This window comes from Microbispora sp. NPDC004025 (assembly GCF_053604425.1).
This window is the reverse complement of record NZ_JBSGHN010000003.1, coordinates 21645-38517: the sequence shown is the minus strand read 5'-3', so window position 1 is coordinate 38517 and position 16873 is coordinate 21645. Positions and strand designations below refer to the sequence as shown.

Below are 16873 nucleotides of genomic sequence, written 5' to 3'. Positions count from 1 at the left end.
GCGCCGGGCCGTCCGGGCCTGGCTGATCCTGGCGGGCTACCTGGTCGCCGCGGACGGCGTGCCCACGGCGATCGCGCGGGGCACCGGGCTCGCCCAGGTCGTCGGCTCCGAGACCCGGTACGTCGCCGACGCGGCGATCGTGCTCGCGGTCTGCCTGGGACTCGCGCTGCTGCCCATGCGGGAGGAGGCCGAGCCGTACCGGCGGCCGCTCCCGGCCGGGAGCGGGCTGCCGACGGCGGCGGGGCTTCTCGCGGGCGCCTACCTCGCGATGTCGGTCGTCTCGATCCAGAACTACCGCGACACGCTGTCGGGCGACCGCGTGCGGGCCTACCTGGCCGCGGTGCGGGCCTCGCTCGCCCGGGTGCCGGACACGGCCGTCATCTACTCCAGCCCGCTGCCCGAGGACATCGTGCTGCCCTGGAACGGCAACCGCAGGCTCAGCCACCACCTGCTGGCCCCGCTCGCCCGGCCCGCGCTGCGCGCCCGGATGCGGGTGCCCGAGCCGTCGGAGCAGGCGCTCGTCTTCGACGACAAGGGCGGGCTCGCGCCGGTCGAGGTCAAGGCGTCGGTCGGGGTGGTGCCGCCGGGGGACCGCGCGTGCTTCCCGCTCCTCGGCGACGCGATCTTCTTCCCCGACGTCGTGTCCTTCGGCGGGCCCGGGCCGATCGCCGGGCTGGCCTACACCGCCGAGCGCGCGGGCACCGGCAGCTACGAGATGAGCGGGCAGCGGGGGCAACTGCGGTTCCACGCCACCGGTTCCGGCGGCGCGCTGGTGCGGTTCCCGGTCACGGCCGTCGGCAAGGGGCTGCTGATCCGGCTGGACGACCCGTCGGGGGCCTGCCTGAAGGGCTTCGCCTACGGCGACCCCGTGCCCGGCGCGCCCGCCCCTACGGCAGCGGCGACGCCGCCTTCTCCGTCGGCGTCTCCACCGAGGTCCCCGTCGAAGTCCCCGTCGGCGTCTCCGTCCCCCTCGCCGTCCGCGTCCGCGACGAGGTCGCCAGGCGGGCGAGGCGCCTCGCCGGCTCCTCGACGTACCGATGGGTGAGCGTGGCGAGCAGCAGCGTGAGCGCGCCTACCACGGCCAGGTTGCCGGCGAAGTTCCCGCTCCACGCCTGCTGCTCGGTGAAGTCGTACCAGAGATAGAGGGCCACGAACTGCCACAGGAACACGCCGTACGACACCCGGCCGAGGAAGCGCATCACGCGGCTGCTCAGGAAGCGGCCGTACGGCGAGCCGCCGGCCGGCAGCAGCGCGGCCGGGGTCACCAGCCCGGCCGCCACGGTGGTGTACAGGGCCAGCTCCGACAGGTCGGCCCAGACGCCGTCCACGCCGCTGAAGCGCGTGCCGGTCAGCGGCGAGGCCGCCACGGCGTACGCGAGGGCGGCGACGAGCAGGAACGAGCCCGCCGACGCGCCCACCGCCCGGACGAAGCGATGCGCCGGGCCGTCGGGGTCGCGTTCCTCCCGCACCCACTCGGACACGACGGCCAGCGCCATGCCCACCGCGAAGAACACCCAGGCCCGGGGCAGCCAGGCGTTCAGGTAGGGCCGGTAGACCGGGTAGTAGGTGAGCAGCGCCCACGCGAACGACGAGGCGGCGAGCACGGCCACGGCGGCCAGCAGCCGCCGGGCGCGGGCGTCGGGGCCGGCGCCGCCGCGCCGCGCGTACGCCGCGAGCACGGCGGCGACCAGCGGCAGCAGCACGTAGAAGGCGGCCTCGACGCACAGGCTCCACATCTGGGCGAGCCCGCGTGGCCCGAGCCCGAACCACCAGGGGTGGATCTCGTAGGTGTGGCCGAGCAGCAGCAGCTGCAGCCACGTCTTGACGTCGCCGAGGTGCGGCTTGGACCACAGCACCATCGCCACGACCACGACCAGCCAGTACGCCGGGAGGATGCGCAGGGCACGCTTGACCAGGTAGACGCGGGTGTCCGGGGGACGCTCCCCGAGCAGCGCGGCGCGCGCGTACGGCCGGTAGAGGAGCAGCCCGGACAGGGCGAAGAAGATGGGGACCGCGACGTCTCCCCGGGCGAGCAGGCTGCTGAAGAAGTTGTCGCGCAGCGCCGCCGCCGACTCGATCGCCACGTGGAAGACGAGGACGGCGACGGCCGCGAGCGCCCGCACGCCGTCGAGGGCGTCGACGTGGCCGACGGGCACGGCAGTGTCACGAACGGGTTGCGAACCGGCGGGTAACATGTCACGAGTCACCGACGAGCTAGAACCTGTTTCGGTCACTTTTCCATATCCCTCGTGACGTCGGTCACTGCCCCGTCTAACATACAGCGAAATAGAAACCTGTTTCAGGATAAATAGGCATCAACTGGTCTGTCCCAGGAGGAGCGATGCGCCGCGGAGTGGGAGTTGTTCTCTTGGCAATCGGGGCGTTCCTCGTCGTCTTCGCGCCGCTGCTGCGGTTCCAGGTGGCGGACAAGCTCGTGCAGGCGCCGGCCGACCAGTACAGCGTCGCGAAACTGACCGCTCCCAACGCTCGCTACTTCAGCATGCGGGACCTCAAGGTCCTCACCGGCGACCTCGACATCACGGTCACCGTCCGGGGCGACGTCAAGGAGTCCAAGGACGACCACGTGGTGTGGGACCAGTTCACGGCCGCCAGCGACGTCACCAACGACAACCCGCGGATCTCGATGACGCAGTTCCGCAGCGCGTTCAACAAGTTCAACGGCCAGGGCGTCACCTGCTGCGGCACCAGCGTCGACAACGGGGAGGGCGCGCAGCCCGTGCAGTTGCGGGGCCAGGTCTTCCTGTTCCCCTTCGGCGTCGAGAAGAAGACCTACCCGGTGTTCAACGCCGACGCGCGCAAGGCGTACGACGCGACCTTCACCGGTGAGGACACGGTCAACGGGCTGCCGGTCTACAAGTTCACGCAGCAGATCCCCCCGACCGTCACCGACACGCTCAGCGCGCCCGCCTCCGTGCTCGGCATGAAGGGCACCGGTGACATCCAGGTCGAGCGCGTCTACGACGGCACCATCACGTTCTGGGTGGAGCCGAACACCGGCGTGGCGGTCAAGCAGGAGCAGCAGCGTCACGAGGTGCTGAAGACGGCCGACGGCGTCGAGCGCCTGCCCGCCCTCATCGCCACCGCGTCGTTCACCCCGGAGACCGTCAGCGACATGGTGCAGACGGCCCGCGACAACATGGCCCAGATCACGCTGATCAGGACGACGCTCCCGCTGGTGGCCCTCATCCTCGGGCTCGCGCTCGCCGTCGTCGGGGCGTGGCTGCTGCTGCGGCCCGGCCGCGTGAAGTAACCCGAAAACGGACCTGTCCGTGAAGCGGGAGAGCGCGCTGAACCCGCCGATGGGCCCGCCTACGGGTCCACCGGTGGCGACTCCTGCGGCGGGCGCGCCCTCCCGGCGCGCACGCGCGGCGGGGCTGGTGCGGGCCTGCCGGCCGCGGCAGTGGCTCAAGAACGCGCTCGTCTTCGCGGCGCCGGCCGCCGCCGGGGTGCTGACCACCGGGGCGGGCCTGCGCGGCTCGCTCGTCGCGTTCGCCGCCTTCTGCCTGGCCGCCGGCGGCTCCTATCTCTTCAACGACGCGGCCGACGTGGCGGCCGACCGGCGCCACCCGCGCAAGCGGCTGCGCCCGGTCGCGGCCGGGATCGTGTCCGTACGGCTCGCGCGGACCGCGGGCGCGGCGCTGCTGGCGGCCGGCCTGCTCGCCGGGCTCGCGGGCGGGTGGCCGCTCGCCGCCGTCGTCGCCGGATATCTCGCGCTCACCTTCGCCTACACCCTCTGGCTCAAGCACCAGCCCGTGGTGGACCTGGTCGCGGTGGCCGGTTGCCACGTGGTGCGCGCGTACGCGGGGGCGGTCGCCGTGGCCGTGCCGGTGACGAGCTGGTTCCTGGTGGTCGTCTCGCTCGGCTCGCTGCTGCTGGTGACCGGCAAGCGGGAGGCCGAGCTGCGCGCCCGGCCCGGGGACGGTCCGGCCGTTCGGGCCACGCTGGAGACCTACACGGCGAGTTACCTCGGCCACGTGCGCGTCATGGCCTCGGGGGCGATGATCGTCACCTACTGCCTGTGGGCCCTCCAGGAGCACACCGGGCCGGCCAGGGCGTTCTGCGCGCTCAGCATCGTGCCGTTCGTGCTGGTCGTGCTGCGGCACGCGCTGCTGGTCGACCGCGGGGTGGGGGAGGAACCCGAGGAACTGGTGCTGCGCGACCGCCCGCTGCAGATCTTCCTCGCACTGATGCTGGTCCTGCTGGCGTGCGGTATCCAACTGGCATGACTCCTGGCATGACGCTGCTGACGGGATGGGGGCGCACGGCGCCCACGCGCGCCACCGTGGCCCGCCCGCGCACCGCCGAGGAGGCGGCCGCGCTGCTGGCCAAGGCGGGGGGCCGCGGCGTCGTCGCCCGCGGCCTCGGCCGCGCCTACGGCGACGCCGCGCAGAACGCGGGCGGGCTGGTGCTCGACTGCACCGCGCTGGAGCGGTCGTGGCACGTCGACTCCGCGGGGATCGTCACCGCGTCGGCGGGGATCAGCCTGCACGACCTCATGACCGCGCTCGTCCCGCGCGGCTGGTTCGTCCCGGTGACCCCCGGCACCCGGTATGTCACGGTCGGCGGGGCCGTCGCGGCCGACGTGCACGGCAAGAACCACCACGTCGACTCCTCCTTCGGCGCCCACCTGCTCTCGCTGCGCCTGCTCACCGCCGACGGGAGCCTGCGTACGCTCACCCCCGGCGACGACCTGTTCTGGGCCACGGTGGGCGGCATGGGGCTGACCGGGGTGATCACCGAGGCGACGTTCCGGTGCGTGCCGGTCGAGACCGCGTGGGTGCGGGTGGACATCGAGCGCACCCGCGACCTCGACGAGACCCTGGCGACGATGATCGCGACCGACGACGGTCACCGCTACACCGTGGCGTGGATCGACCTGCTGGCGCGGGGCGGCCGGATGGGCCGGGGCGTGCTCACCCGGGGCGACCACGCCGTGCCCGGCGACCTGCCCGCCCGCGCGCGCGGGAACCCGCTCGCCTTCGCGCCGCGGCCCCTGCTGTCGGCCCCGCCCCGGGTGCCCGGCGGCCTGCTCAACCGGGCCACCGTACGAGCCTTCAACGCCGCCTGGTACGGCAAGGCCCCCGCCGCTCCGCGCCGGATCGTCCAGGGCATCGCGCCGTTCTTCCACCCGCTCGACGGCGTGGACGGCTGGAACCGGATGTACGGCCCGCGCGGCTTCGTGCAGTACCAGTTCGTGGTGCCGCTCGGAGCGGAGGACACGCTGCGCCGGGTGGTCGAGCGGCTGTCCGGCGCGGGGGTCGTGTCGTTCCTGACCGTGCTGAAGAGGTTCGGGGCGGGGACCCCCGGCATGCTGTCGTTCCCCATGCCGGGGTGGACGCTGGCCCTGGACATCCCGGCCGGGCAGAGCGGGCTGGCCGCGATGCTGACCGAGTTCGACGAGTGGGTCGCCGCGGCGGGGGGCCGCCTCTACCTGGCCAAGGACTCCCGCATGTCCGCCGCCACCCTGGCCGCGACGTACCCCCGGCTGCCGCAGTGGCGGGAGATCCGGCGCCGGGCCGACCCGGACGGCGTCTTCGTCTCCGACCTCGCCCGTAGGCTGCGCCTGTGCTGATTCCGCCGTCGAGGGAGTGGTTGTGAGGAACGCACTGGGTTCGGTCGACACGGTCCTGCTGCTCGGCGGGCGCAGCGAGATCGGCCTCGCGATCGTGGAGCGGCTGGTCCGGCGGGGCGCCCGCCGGGTCGTGCTCGCCGCACGCGGTGGGACCGCGCCGGTGGAGGCCCTCGAACGGCTCGGGGCCGAGGTCCACGTGCTGGACTTCGACGCCGCCCGCCCGGAGACGCACGCCGCCCTGATCGAGGAGGCCGCCGCCGAGGTGGGCGACCTCGACGTGGTGATCCCGGCGTTCGGCGTGCTCGGCAGCCAGGCGGTCTACGACGCCGACCCGGTCGCCGCCGCCCGCGACGTCGCGGTCAACTTCGGCGGCCACGTCTCGATCGGGCTGGCCGCCGCCGGGCGGCTGCGCGAGCAGGGACACGGCACGCTCGTCGTGCTGTCGTCGGTGGCCGGGGTGCGGGTGCGCAGGGCCAACTTCGTGTACGGCTCGGCCAAGGCCGGGCTGGACGGCTTCGCCCAGGGGCTGGCCGACGCGCTGCACGGCTCCGGGGCCCGGGTCGTGGTCGTCCGGCCGGGTTTCGTGATCGGGCGGATGACGCGCGGGATGACCCCCGCCCCGATGTCGGTGACGGCGGCCGAGGTCGCGGACGCGGTCGTGGAGGCGCTGGACACGCGGAAGGGGACCGTGTGGGTCCCCGCGCGGCTGCGGCTCGCGTTCGCCGTGATGCGGCTGCTTCCCCGTCCCATATGGCGCAGGCTCCCCCGCTGACCCTGTGCCGGGCCGGCGGGGGAGCCTCCATGGTTCGGCCGGATCAGCCGGTGACGAGGGTGAGGCCGTACGCCGAGAGGGCCTCGTTGACGGGCTGGAAGTAGGTGGTGCCGCCGGAGGAGCAGTTGCCGGAGCCGCCGGAGGTCATGCCCTGAGCCTGGTTGCCCGAGATGAACGAGCCGCCGGAGTCACCGGGCTCGGCGCAGACGTTGGTCCGGGTCAGGCCGCTCACCGTGCCCTGGGAGTAGCGGACGCTGGCGTTGAGCTGCTGGACGGTGCCGCAGCGCCAGCCGGTGGTCGAGCCGGACCGGCAGATCGACGAACCCACGGGCGCGGTGGACGAGCCCCGCACCGCCACGTTGCCGCCGCTGTAGTTGTTGACCCAGCCCCGGGGCGTCCAGTTGCTGTTGACCGCGACCCAGGAGTAGTCGTTGCCGGGGAACGAGGAGCCCTGGAAGGTGCCCTGGGCGACCCGGTTGTAGCCGGTCGTGCTGTTGCCGGCGCGGCCGCAGTGTCCGGCGCTGACGAAGCCGTTCGTGGTTCCCCTGCGTACGGAGAAGCCGATCGAGCACCGGGCCGAGCTGTTGATGTAGTAGGCGTCGCCGCCGCGCACGTCGTAGTAGGTCTGCGGCTGCTCGGTGGACTGCTCGACGCGTACGGCCGACCTGTCGGCGCCGCTCGCGGCCACGAACGCCTCGGCCTCTGCGGTGTTGGAGGACAGCACGACCACGCTGTTGCTGAGCACGTCGACGTACCAGACGGACGTGGAGGCGGGCGCTCCGGCGGCGGCCCGGTCCAGGGCGGCCTCGGCGGACTCGAGCGTGGCGAGGCTGCGGCCGACGATCTTCGGCTGCGCGCCCGCGGCCAGGATCGCGGCGGCCTTGGACGCGTCGGCGGTGGCGACGATGAAGCTCTCGGAGGTGGTGCCGGAGACCCAGGATCCGGCGTAGGCGTCACCGATGGTGGCGCGCACCTTGGTGTCGGTGGCCATGGCCTTCGCCTCGTTCGCGAGACGGGCGTCGATCTGGGCGGGGGTGAGCCCGAGGTCGCGCTGCATGGCGTCCACCATCGCGGGCGGGGGCTTGACGGCGGAGGAGGCGGGAGAGTTGTTCGGCTCGGCCATGGCGGGGGTGGCGACCGTGGCGAGGGCCGTGACGGCCAGAGCGCATCCGGCGAGTACGGTGCGTCTGTGGAGCATGTGGGGCTCTCCTTGTCTTTGGGGGGTGCCGTCAACGTAACCGACCTCCGCTGTCAGGTGGATCTATCAATTCGCCCCTATCACCGAGTTATGGAACCGCCCTCGCTGGGGGATTCGCTGGCCCGGAAATAACCGCCTTCGAACCTCCGGGCGTGCGTGAGCGCGAGACGAGGCAGGCGCCGCGGCGTACGCCGGTGGGCGATCGGGTGGGCGATCGGGCGGGCGGGCGATCGGGCGGGGCCGGGCCGCGTGGACGGACGTGCGAGGGGCGCAGGGGGTGCGCCCGCCGCCGCGTCAGGGGACGGTGCCGTATTCGGGGTTGGTGACGAGCCAGTCCGCGTAGCGGGCGCTGAGGCGGACCGCCTCGGCATACGCGGCCCGGGCGTGGGCGGCGACCACGGGGGCGGCGGCCCGCGCGCCCATCGAGTCGGCGTGCCAGCCGAGCAGGTGCCGCCAGCGCAGCGGCGCGCCGGCCAGCGGCATCATGACCAGCCCGGCGGTGAGCCGGAAGGTGGCCTGGCACAGGGCGACGGCCTTGCCCACACCGACGAGGTGCAGGCAGGTCGCCACGTCCGTCTCGTAGATGGACTCGGGGACGAACCCGGCCCGGGCGCAGGCGGCGGCGAAGCAGTCGGCGAAACAGCCGTCGCCGGGGGCGACCGTCCAGTGTTCGTCGGCGAGCCTGGACAACTCCAGTTCCCTCTCCCCGGCGAGCGGGTGGTCCGCCGACAGCAGCACGAAGACCGGGTCGGTGCCGACCGTGGTCCAGTTCATCGCCTCGGCCGGGGGAGGCGGGCTGTCACCGCACGTCCCGAGCAGCACGAAGTCGAGCCGGCCGGCCACCGCGAGCGAGGTCAGCTCACCGGCCGACCAGGACGTGCGGGTGGTGACCGGGATGCCGGGCTGGTCGGCGGTCAGGCGCTCGACCAGCCCGCCGAGTATGGGCCCGTTCGTCGCGCCGATGCGATAGCCGGGCAGTTTGACCGAGGTGTTGGCGAACCGTACCGCGTCCTCCTGGAGGTCCCGTACGGCGGGCAGCAGCACCCGGGCGCGGGACAGCACCATCTCGCCGAGAGGAGTGGGACGTGCGCCATTGCGGTCGCGTTCGAACAGCGGACCTCCGAGTGAGCGCTCGATGCGCTTGAGCTGAGCGGTGAGCGACGGTTGGGCGAGGCCGAGCCGGGTGGCCGCTTTCGTGACGCTCCCGGCTTCGGCGACCGCGTGCACGATTCTCAGGTGGCGGATCTCCAGATCCATAGGGGGAAGGTACGACCCCCGTGGTATGGCCGCAATCCCGCATTGTCATGAAATCTGACTTTAACGGTGGTCATCGCCGGGTGATCCTCGCCCCGGCGTGCTGGAACGTGTTCTCGTGAGGCTTCCCGCCGTGTCCCGGCCGTCGAGTTACCGGCTGGTAGGAACGCGTCGGATGCGGTTCACTAGAACGCGTTGCAGTTCGCCGGAGGCCGTCGTACGTTCGAAGGCATGCGGACACGTGTCACCGACATGTTCGGTATCGAGTTCCCGATCTTCGCCTTCAGCCACTGCCGGGACGTCGTCGCCGCGGTCAGCCGGGCCGGCGGCATGGGAGTGCTCGGCGCCCTGTATTTCACCCCCGAGGAGCTCGAAATCGAGCTCAAGTGGATCGACGACCACGTGGACGGCCGTCCGTACGGCGTGGACGTGGTGATGCCCGCCTCATACGCGGGGTCGGACCTCGACGTGGACTCCCCGGCCGACCTGGTGGCGCGGCTGCAGGGGATGATCCCGCAGGGGCATCGGGCCTTCGTGGAGGACCTGCTGGCCCGGCACGGCGTGCCGCCGCTGGACGGATCCGACTCGGGCAAGGTGCTGCTCGGCTGGACCGACGCGACGGCCCGGCCGCAGGTCGAGGTCGCGCTCCGGCATCCCATCGCGCTGCTCGCCAACGCCCTCGGCCCGCCGCCCGCCGACGTCGTGGAGCAGGCGCACGCCAAGGGTGTGAAGGTGGCGGCGCTCGCCTCCACGCCGCGTCACGCCGTCAAGCAGGTCGAGGTCGGCGTGGACGTCGTCGTGGCGCAGGGCACCGAGGCGGGCGGCCACACCGGTGAGATCTCCACGATGGTGCTCATCCCGCAGGTCGTGGACGCGGTGGACGTGCCGGTCCTGGCCGCGGGCGGCATCGGCTCCGGCCGCCAGATGGCCGCGGGCATGGCGCTCGGCGCCGAGGGCGTGTGGACCGGCTCGATCTGGCTGGCGGTGGAGGAGGCCGACACCTCCGAGACCGTACGGCGGCGCATCATCGCGGCCACCTCCCGCGACACCGTCAGGTCGCGGAGCTGGACCGGCAAGCCCGCCCGCCTGCTGAAGAACGAGTGGACCGACGCCTGGGAGTCGGCGGAGTCGCCCGGCACGCTGCCGATGCCGCTGCAGTTCATGCTGATCTCCGACGCGCTGCGGCGGATCGGCAGGTCGGACGCGACCGAGTTGGCCACGTTCCCCGCCGGCCAGATCATCGGCGCGATGAACCAGGTCAAGCCGGCCAAACAGGTCGTCTTCGAGATGGTGGAGGAGTACGTCGAGGCCATGGAACGCCTCGGTCGCATGACCGGCGACGGCTGACGCCGCGTGCGGCCGGTCCCTCGTGCGCCCGGTCCCTCACCCCTGCCGCACCCTGCCCCACACACCTGCACCCCCTGCCACCGACCCCTGCCACCCATCCCTGCCACACCCTGCCCCGCCTCCCTCGATCGTTCGGCCGCTGCGATTTACTGGCGGTGCAGTTCCGCGAGCCGAGGGAGGATGCCGGGGATGAGTGGTGCCCGCGACGAGACCGTGGCCGAGGCCCCGCCGATCCCGCCGCCGATCATGGGGAACGTCCCCGGTTCCTACGCCCTGAGCGTCTTCAGGGAGCGGCATCCCGTGCTCGTCCGCCAGGTCGCTCGGGCGCTGCCGTACGACCCGGACCGGCGGCGCGCGCTCGACCGGCTGCTCGACGAGGTCGTGCGCGACGTCATGGCGCCGCTGGAGCCGTCGGCGCACGACGGCGCCGCCTGGGCCGAGTGGGGACGCGGGAAGATCGGCCGCCGCTACGTCGACGTGCCGTTCCTGTGGGGCGAGAGCTACTTCTACCGCAAGCTGCTGGAGGCCACCGGATACTTCGGCGACGGCCCGTGGCACGGGGTCGACCCGTTCGGCCCGATGAAGCAGGCCGAGCTCGAGGGCCCGATCGTGGACGGGGAACTGGCGGCGCTCGACGAGACGGCGACGCTGCCCCCGGACGAGCAGGCCCGGGCGCTCCTGCTGGGCTCGCTCTGGGGAAACCGCGCCGACCTGTCCTTCGGCGTCACGCTCGACGGAGACCACGAGAGGGCGGCCGGTCTGGTCGTGGACGACGGCCCGCTGCTGTGGTCGCTCCTCGACGCCGCCGCGCCGGGGCGGATCTGCCTGGTCGCCGACAACGCGGGGCGTGAACTGCTGCCCGACCTCGTGCTCGTCGACCACCTCCTCGCCCGCGGGCTCGCGGGCGAGGTCGTCCTGCACGTGAAGCCCGTTCCGTACTTCGTGTCCGACGCCACTGCGGCCGACGTGCTCGCGTGCCTGCGGCGGCTCGCCGCGGCCCCCGGCCGGGCCGGGGAGGCCGGCGCCCGGCTGTGGGCCGCGATGGAGGAGGGGCGTCTCAGCCTGCGGACGCATCCCTTCGCCTGCGCTCCGCTGCCCTACTCCGACATGCCGGACGACCTGCGCGAGGAGTTCGCGTCGGCCTCGCTGACCATCCTGAAGGGCGACCTGAACTACCGGCGGCTCGTCGGCGACCGGACGTGGCCGGCGACCACGCCGTTCGCGGCGGTCACCGGCTACTTCCCCGGGCCCGTCGTCGCGCTGCGCACCCTGAAGTCGGACGCGCTCGTCGGCGTGCCGGAGCGGACGCTGGCGGAGCTGGACGCGACCGGCCGTCCGTGGCGCACCACGGGCACCCACGCCATGGTCCAGGCCCGCCCCTGACCCGGCCCGGCGGGTCGTCCGCGTCCGCCCGGCCGCTTGGGATCGCTACTTCGAGTGCTCGCCGCTGAGCAGCATTCCCACGCTCGTCCAGCCCCAGTAGACCCGGTGGTGCTTGATGAGACCGTCCTGGATCTCCATCACCTCGACGATGTCCATCTGCTCGCCGTCGGGCGCCACGCGCGGGTACTCCCACACGAGCCGCGACCCGTCGGTCAGGAACGCGGTGCGGAAGCGGCGGCGCTTGGCGGGCTGATGAGCGAAGACCTTCGCGACGAACCGGCGCAGGTCCTCCCGGCCGCGAACCACTCCTTCGTCGGTGCCGAGCAGGTGGCGGACGAGCGGGCTCTCCAGCGTCGCGTCGGAGTGGTAGAGCGCCATGGCGGCGTCGAGGTCCTTGGCGCCAAGAGCGGCGTCCCAGGCCTGGTAGACGTGCTCGACGTCATGCCGCACCTCGGTGTTCTGCGACGTCATGTCGGTCCTCCTCGCTGTTTCCCGGACACGAACGAGGCTAGGGCGGTGACGCTTGGACGCGGATCGAAGCATGGGCGTGCGACAGCGGACGCGCATGTCACGGGCCGGAACGTCGGGCCTGCGGGCTGGGGCATCGTGGTCATCGTCGGATCTGACCCTGAGGCAAGGGCAAGAGACGGCGTGGAGGGAGCGCGTCACCGCCCCTGGTACACCGGCGGGCGCTTGTCGCGGAAGGCGCGCGCGCCCTCCTTGGCGTCCTCGGAGCCGATGACCGGCCAGCCGATCGCGTCGGAGACCTTGAACGCCTCGGCCTCCGGCATGCCCAGCGTCTCGCGGTAGGCGCGCAGGATCGCCTGCGTGGCCAGCGGCCCGCAGGCGGCCACCTGATCGGCGATCTCGCGGGCCGCCTCCAGCGCCCGGCCGTCCGGCACGACCCGGTTGACCATGCCCATCGCCAGCGCCTCGGCCGCCGTGACCGCCCTGCCGGTGAGCAGCACGTCCATGGCGAACGCGTACGGGATCTGGCGGGGCAGCCGGACGGCGCTGCCGCCCATCGGGAACAGCGCCCGCCTGGCCTCGAACAGCCCGAGCGTGGCGCTCTCGGCGGCGACGCGCAGGTCGGTGCCGACGAGCAGTTCGGTGCCGCCCGCCACGGCGTACCCCTCGACCGCGCACACGATCGGCTTGGACGGCAGCGCCCCGGGATCGCGCAGCAGGCCCTTCCAGTGGTAGTCGGGGATCTCGGCGGCCCGGCGGCGCACCCGCTCGTCCTGCGACGGCGTGCCCATCGCCTTGAGGTCGGCCCCGGCGCAGAACGTGCCGTTCGCCCCGGTCAGGATGCCGACCCGCACCTCGGGCTCATCCGAGATGTACTGCCAGGCCTCGGCCAGCCCCACCAGCATGTCCTGCGAGAGCGCGTTCCTGGCCTCGGGGCGGTCCATCGTGACGATCACCACGTGACCGTCGCGCTCGATCCGGCAGTGCGGGGTGCTGACGGGCAGGAGCTCCACAGGTGTCCTCCAGCGGGACGGCGTCACCGGTTCGATCAAGCGCTTGTTAGACATCGCGCGCGGGGTTAGTCTGCCCGCAAGAACTAGAACCGATTCTCATCTGAGTCGCTCCGCATTGCCAGATCTTGTCAGCGTCGTGCCGGCGTGCTTCACTTCGCGGCCGCTGACGCCCGGCGGTGCGGAGCCGAGCGATCCGGAGGGGCGCGCCGCCGATCTGGACTGAGGAACGAGCGACTCCGAGCGACGAGGGAAGCGTTCACCGCGCGCCTTCGGCACGACCTCGGCGGAAGTAAGCGCCCCGATGGTGAGCGGGAAACACAGCGCATAAGGGAGCTGGCACATGGGCTCACTCGGTTTCTGGAGGCTCGCGCAGGCCGACCCGGCGTGGATCGCGGCGGTCGATCCCGACGGCACGGAACACTCCGCGGGCGAACTGCTCGCCCGGGCCAACCGCCTGGTCCACGGCCTGCGTGCGCTGGGCCTGGGACCCGGGGACGGCATCTGCGGCCTGCTGCCCAACGGCGCGGACGGCCTCGTGCTCTACCTCGCCGCCCTGCAGGCGGGGTGGTACTACACGCCGGTCAACTGGCACCTCACCGGACCGGAGATCGGCTACATCGTCGCCGACAGCGACGCCGCCGCGTTCCTCGCCCACGAGCGGTACGCCGCCGAGGCAGCCAGGGGCGCCCGGGAGGCCGGCATCGCGGCCGAGCGGTGCTTCTCCTACGGCGAGATCGAGGGTTTCCGCCCGGTGGCCGAGCTGACCGGCGGCATGCCCGAGACCCTGCCCGGCGACCGTACGGCCGGGGCCACCATGCACTACACCTCCGGCACGACCGGACGGCCGAAGGGCGTGCGGCGCGCGCTCACCGGTCTCGACCCCGACGACGCAGCCGAGCTGATGACGGGGCTGCTGCGGCTGTTCGGCGTGACGCCGGGGCGGCCGAACGCCCACCTCGTCACCTCGCCCGGCTATCACACGGCGGTCACCCAGTTCGCCGGTACGGCACTACACATGGGTCACACGCTGGTCTTCATGGACAAGTGGGACGCCGAGGAGACGCTGCGCCTGTGCGAGCGGCACCGGGTGACGAACTCCCACATGGTCCCCACGCACTTCAAGCGGCTGCTGTCGCTGCCGGAGGAGACGCGGCGGGCCTACGACCTGTCGTCGCTGCGGTGGATGATCCACGCCGCCGCGCCGTGCCCCGTGCCGGTCAAGTGGCAGATGCTGGAGTGGTGGGGCGACGTGATCTACGAGTACTACGCCGCCACCGAGGGCGGCGGCACGATCGCGACCCCCGAGGACTGGAAGAAACGCCCGGGCACGGTCGGGAAGGCCTGGCCGGGCAGCGAGCTGCTGATCGTGGACGACGAGCTCGCCCCGGTGCCCGCGGGCACGCCCGGCACCGTCTACATGAAGATGGGCATCTCCTTCGAATACAAGGGCGACCCGGAGAAGACCGCGGCCAACCGGCTTCGCGACTTCTTCACAGTGGGGGACATCGGCTACCTGGACGAGGACGGCTTCCTGTTCCTCTGCGACCGCAAGGCCGACATGATCATCTCGGGCGGGACCAACATCTATCCGGCCGAGATCGAAAAGGAGATCATGGTCCACCCGAAGGTAGCCGACGTGGCCGTCTTCGGCATCCCCGACGACGAGTGGGGCGAGCGCATCATGGCCGTCGTCGAGCCCGCGCCCGGCGCCGTTCCCGGGCAGGAACTGGCGGCGGAGATCGTCCTTTCACTGGAGGGCCGCCTGGCCCGCATGAAGTGGCCGAGCGTCATCGACTTCATCGACGAGATGCCCCGCGAGCCGAACGGCAAGCTGCTCAAACGCAAGCTCCGCGCCCCCTACTGGGAAGGCAGGGACCGTGCCATCTGAGGAATCACCGGTCGCCACCCACGTCCTGGAATTCCCCGGCGGCTACACGCGGACGACCGGTCCGGTCATCGGGCGGTTCCTCACCGAGCTGCGCGACCGGCGGCTGGTCGGGGTCCGTACGGCCGGCGGGCGGGTGCTGGTCCCGCCGCTGGAGTACGACCCGGACACGGGCGAGCCGGTCACCGAGGAGTACGTGGAGGTCGGACCGGCCGGGACCGTCCAGGCGTGGGCCTGGGTCGGCTCCCCGCGCCCCGGCCACCCGCTCGACCGGCCGTTCGCCTGGGCGCTGATCGAACTCGACGGCGCGGACACCGCCCTGGTCCACGTGGTGGACGCCGGAAGCCCGAAGGCGCTGAGGCCGGGGCTTCGGGTCCGCCCGCGCTGGCGGGCCGCCACGACGGGCCACATCACGGACATCGAGTGCTTCCTGCCCGAGGTCACCTCGCTCGTCGCGCCGGTGCGGGCCGAGTATCGCGTCACGCCGGGCCGGGCGCTCACCCGCTTCCTCGAAGGCGTGCGCGACGGCAGGTTCGTCGGCGGCCGGTGCGCCGAATGCGACGCCGTCTACGTGCCCTACCGCGTGTCCTGCCCCGCGTGCGGCTCCGTGGTGGAGGAGGAGGTGGAGGTCGCCGACACCGGCACCGTCACCACGTACGCGATCAACAACCTGCCCGACCCCCGGGCCCCCGAGGTGCCGTTCGTCTCGGCGTACGTGCTGCTGGACGGCGCAGACACGCCGATGATCGCGCTGATCGGAGGCATTCCCGCGCACGAGGTGCGGCAGGGCATGCGAGTGCGCGCCGTGTGGGTGCCGCCGGAGGAGCGGACGCTGTCGATGACCAACGTGAGGTGGTTCGAGCCGACCGGCGAGCCGGACGCCGACCTCGACGACGCCACCGGGAGGGCGTGATGAGGGACGTCGCGGTCGTCGCCTTCGCCCAGACGGTGCACACCGGCCACGACACCGGTCTGGCCGAGCCCGAGCTGCTGCTGCCGGTCATCGACGAGGTCAAGCGGGCGACCGGGCTGAAGAGGTTCGGCTTCACCTGCTCCGGCTCGTGCGACTACCTGGCCGGGGCGCCGTTCTCGTTCGTCTCGGCGCTCGACGCGGTCGGCGCCTGGCCGCCGATCAGCGAGAGCCACGTCGAGATGGACGGCGCGTTCGCGCTGTACGAGGCGTGGGTGCGGCTCCAGCACGGCGACATCGACACCGCTCTGGTCTACGGCTTCGGCAAGTCGTCGATGTCGGACATCCGGGAGATCATGACGCTCCAGCTCGATCCGTACTATCTCGCGCCGCTCGGGCTCGACCAGGTGTCGTACGCCGCGTTGCAGGCCGCGGCGGTGAACGCGGACAGGGCGGCGCTGGACGAGGTCGTACGGCGCAGCCGCGCGGACGGCCGCGCCAACCCCTGCGCCCTCGACCTGCCCGACCCTTCCGGGGAGGAGTTCGAGGTCGAGCCGCTGCGGCCGTACGACGTCGCGCCGGTCACGGACGGGGCGGCGGCCGTGGTGCTGGCCGCCGGGGACCGCGCCCGCGAGCTGGCCGGGCGGCCGGCCTGGATCACCGGAATCGCACACCGCGCCGAGCCTCACTACCCGGGCATGCGCGACCTGTCCCTATCGATGTCCACGGCCGAGGCGGGCCGGGCGGCCGGGGTGGGCAAGGGCCCGGTCGACGTGGCCGAGCTGCACACCCAGTTCAGCCACGAGGAGCCGATCCTGCGCGCGGCGCTCGGCCTGTCCGGCGAGGTGACGGTCAACCCGTCGGGCGGGCCGCTCGCGGCCAACCCGGTCATGGCCGCCGGCCTGATCCGCGTCGGCGAGGCGGCCCGGCGGATCCTCGACGGCTCGGCCGACCGCGCGGTGGCGCACGCCACCTCGGGACCGTGCCTGCAGCAGAACCTCGTCGCCGTGCTCGAAGGCGCCGTCCTCGACCAGTCTCTGTAGGAGTCGC

Annotated in this window: 14 protein-coding genes; 9 read left to right on the top strand and 5 right to left on the bottom strand. The window is 72.6% G+C overall.

Features of this window, described 5'->3' with window-relative positions; translation table 11 throughout:
- Positions 1-887: 887 nt before the first annotated feature.
- Entirely contained in the window at positions 888-2156 is a 1269-nt protein-coding gene (locus ACWEQG_RS08360; protein ID WP_452282958.1) for an acyltransferase family protein, read from the bottom strand.
- A 185-nt stretch (positions 2157-2341) separates the two neighbouring features.
- On the opposite strand from ACWEQG_RS08360, the gene ACWEQG_RS08355 reads away from it, so the two are divergent.
- From ACWEQG_RS08355 to ACWEQG_RS08340, 4 genes are read left to right on the top strand one after another with little or no spacing between them, the layout of a single operon-like run.
- Entirely contained in the window at positions 2342-3271 is a 930-nt protein-coding gene (locus ACWEQG_RS08355; RefSeq protein ID WP_452282956.1) for a DUF3068 domain-containing protein, read from the top strand.
- Between the two features lie 49 nt (positions 3272-3320).
- Entirely contained in the window at positions 3321-4247 is a 927-nt protein-coding gene (locus ACWEQG_RS08350; protein WP_452283911.1) for a decaprenyl-phosphate phosphoribosyltransferase, read from the top strand.
- Positions 4244-5593: an FAD-binding protein gene (locus tag ACWEQG_RS08345; protein ID WP_452282954.1), complete on the top strand. Its 1350-nt coding sequence runs from the start codon at positions 4244-4246 to the stop codon at positions 5591-5593. The genes ACWEQG_RS08350 and ACWEQG_RS08345 overlap by 4 nt, the downstream gene beginning before the upstream one ends.
- 22 nt (positions 5594-5615) lie before the next feature.
- A complete protein-coding gene (locus tag ACWEQG_RS08340; RefSeq protein WP_452282952.1) occupies positions 5616-6365 on the top strand; it encodes a decaprenylphospho-beta-D-erythro-pentofuranosid-2-ulose 2-reductase in 750 nt (249 codons plus the stop codon).
- Between the two features lie 43 nt (positions 6366-6408).
- Here ACWEQG_RS08340 and ACWEQG_RS08335 read toward each other — a convergent pair whose 3' ends face one another.
- Both ACWEQG_RS08335 and ACWEQG_RS08330 read right to left on the bottom strand, forming a co-directional pair.
- Positions 6409-7563, bottom strand: coding sequence for a S1 family peptidase (locus ACWEQG_RS08335; protein ID WP_452282950.1), 1155 nt, complete (start codon positions 7561-7563; stop codon positions 6409-6411).
- A gap of 294 nt (positions 7564-7857) precedes the next feature.
- Entirely contained in the window at positions 7858-8820 is a 963-nt protein-coding gene (locus tag ACWEQG_RS08330) for a LysR family transcriptional regulator (protein WP_452282948.1), read from the bottom strand.
- A 228-nt stretch (positions 8821-9048) separates the two neighbouring features.
- On the opposite strand from ACWEQG_RS08330, the gene ACWEQG_RS08325 reads away from it, so the two are divergent.
- Both ACWEQG_RS08325 and ACWEQG_RS08320 read left to right on the top strand, forming a co-directional pair.
- Positions 9049-10164 carry an NAD(P)H-dependent flavin oxidoreductase gene (locus tag ACWEQG_RS08325; protein ID WP_363467134.1) on the top strand — a complete coding sequence of 372 codons (1116 nt, stop codon included), beginning with the start codon at positions 9049-9051 and terminating at the stop codon, positions 10162-10164.
- A gap of 189 nt (positions 10165-10353) precedes the next feature.
- Positions 10354-11547 carry a damage-control phosphatase ARMT1 family protein gene (locus ACWEQG_RS08320; RefSeq protein WP_452282946.1) on the top strand — a complete coding sequence of 398 codons (1194 nt, stop codon included), beginning with the start codon at positions 10354-10356 and terminating at the stop codon, positions 11545-11547.
- 45 nt (positions 11548-11592) lie between these two features.
- On the opposite strand, the gene ACWEQG_RS08315 is transcribed toward ACWEQG_RS08320, so the two are convergent.
- Together ACWEQG_RS08315 and ACWEQG_RS08310 are read right to left on the bottom strand one after the other, a co-directional pair.
- On the bottom strand, positions 11593-12018 hold the full coding sequence (locus ACWEQG_RS08315) for a nuclear transport factor 2 family protein (protein ID WP_452282944.1): 426 nt from the start codon (positions 12016-12018) through the stop codon (positions 11593-11595).
- A gap of 194 nt (positions 12019-12212) precedes the next feature.
- Positions 12213-13028: a crotonase/enoyl-CoA hydratase family protein gene (locus ACWEQG_RS08310; protein ID WP_452282942.1), complete on the bottom strand. Its 816-nt coding sequence runs from the start codon at positions 13026-13028 to the stop codon at positions 12213-12215.
- Between the two features lie 340 nt (positions 13029-13368).
- Here ACWEQG_RS08310 and ACWEQG_RS08305 point away from each other — a divergent pair, with 340 nt between their 5' ends.
- From ACWEQG_RS08305 to ACWEQG_RS08295, 3 genes are read left to right on the top strand one after another with little or no spacing between them, the layout of a single operon-like run.
- Positions 13369-14916 carry an acyl-CoA synthetase gene (locus tag ACWEQG_RS08305; protein ID WP_452282940.1) on the top strand — a complete coding sequence of 516 codons (1548 nt, stop codon included), beginning with the start codon at positions 13369-13371 and terminating at the stop codon, positions 14914-14916.
- A complete protein-coding gene (locus tag ACWEQG_RS08300) occupies positions 14906-15826 on the top strand; it encodes a Zn-ribbon domain-containing OB-fold protein (RefSeq protein ID WP_452282938.1) in 921 nt (306 codons plus the stop codon). Before ACWEQG_RS08305 ends, ACWEQG_RS08300 begins: the two co-directional genes overlap by 11 nt.
- Complete coding sequence (locus tag ACWEQG_RS08295) at positions 15826-16866, top strand: thiolase domain-containing protein (RefSeq protein ID WP_452282936.1); 1041 nt, start codon at positions 15826-15828, stop codon at positions 16864-16866. Before ACWEQG_RS08300 ends, ACWEQG_RS08295 begins: the two co-directional genes overlap by 1 nt.
- Positions 16867-16873: the final 7 nt, after the last annotated feature.

Excerpts from the sequence above, each read along its gene's own strand:
- ACWEQG_RS08355 (WP_452282956.1), top strand. The coding sequence starts at position 2,342 with ATGCGCCGCGGAGTGGGAGTTGTTCTCTTGGCAATCGGGGCGTTCCTC.
- ACWEQG_RS08350 (WP_452283911.1), top strand. The coding sequence starts at position 3,321 with ATGGGCCCGCCTACGGGTCCACCGGTGGCGACTCCTGCGGCGGGCGCG.
- ACWEQG_RS08345 (WP_452282954.1), top strand. The coding sequence starts at position 4,244 with ATGACTCCTGGCATGACGCTGCTGACGGGATGGGGGCGCACGGCGCCC.
- ACWEQG_RS08335 (WP_452282950.1), bottom strand. The coding sequence starts at position 7,563 with ATGCTCCACAGACGCACCGTACTCGCCGGATGCGCTCTGGCCGTCACG.
- ACWEQG_RS08330 (WP_452282948.1), bottom strand. The coding sequence starts at position 8,820 with ATGGATCTGGAGATCCGCCACCTGAGAATCGTGCACGCGGTCGCCGAA.
- ACWEQG_RS08325 (WP_363467134.1), top strand. The coding sequence starts at position 9,049 with ATGCGGACACGTGTCACCGACATGTTCGGTATCGAGTTCCCGATCTTC.
- ACWEQG_RS08320 (WP_452282946.1), top strand. The coding sequence starts at position 10,354 with ATGAGTGGTGCCCGCGACGAGACCGTGGCCGAGGCCCCGCCGATCCCG.
- ACWEQG_RS08315 (WP_452282944.1), bottom strand. The coding sequence starts at position 12,018 with ATGACGTCGCAGAACACCGAGGTGCGGCATGACGTCGAGCACGTCTAC.
- ACWEQG_RS08305 (WP_452282940.1), top strand. The coding sequence starts at position 13,369 with ATGGGCTCACTCGGTTTCTGGAGGCTCGCGCAGGCCGACCCGGCGTGG.
- ACWEQG_RS08295 (WP_452282936.1), top strand. The coding sequence starts at position 15,826 with ATGAGGGACGTCGCGGTCGTCGCCTTCGCCCAGACGGTGCACACCGGC.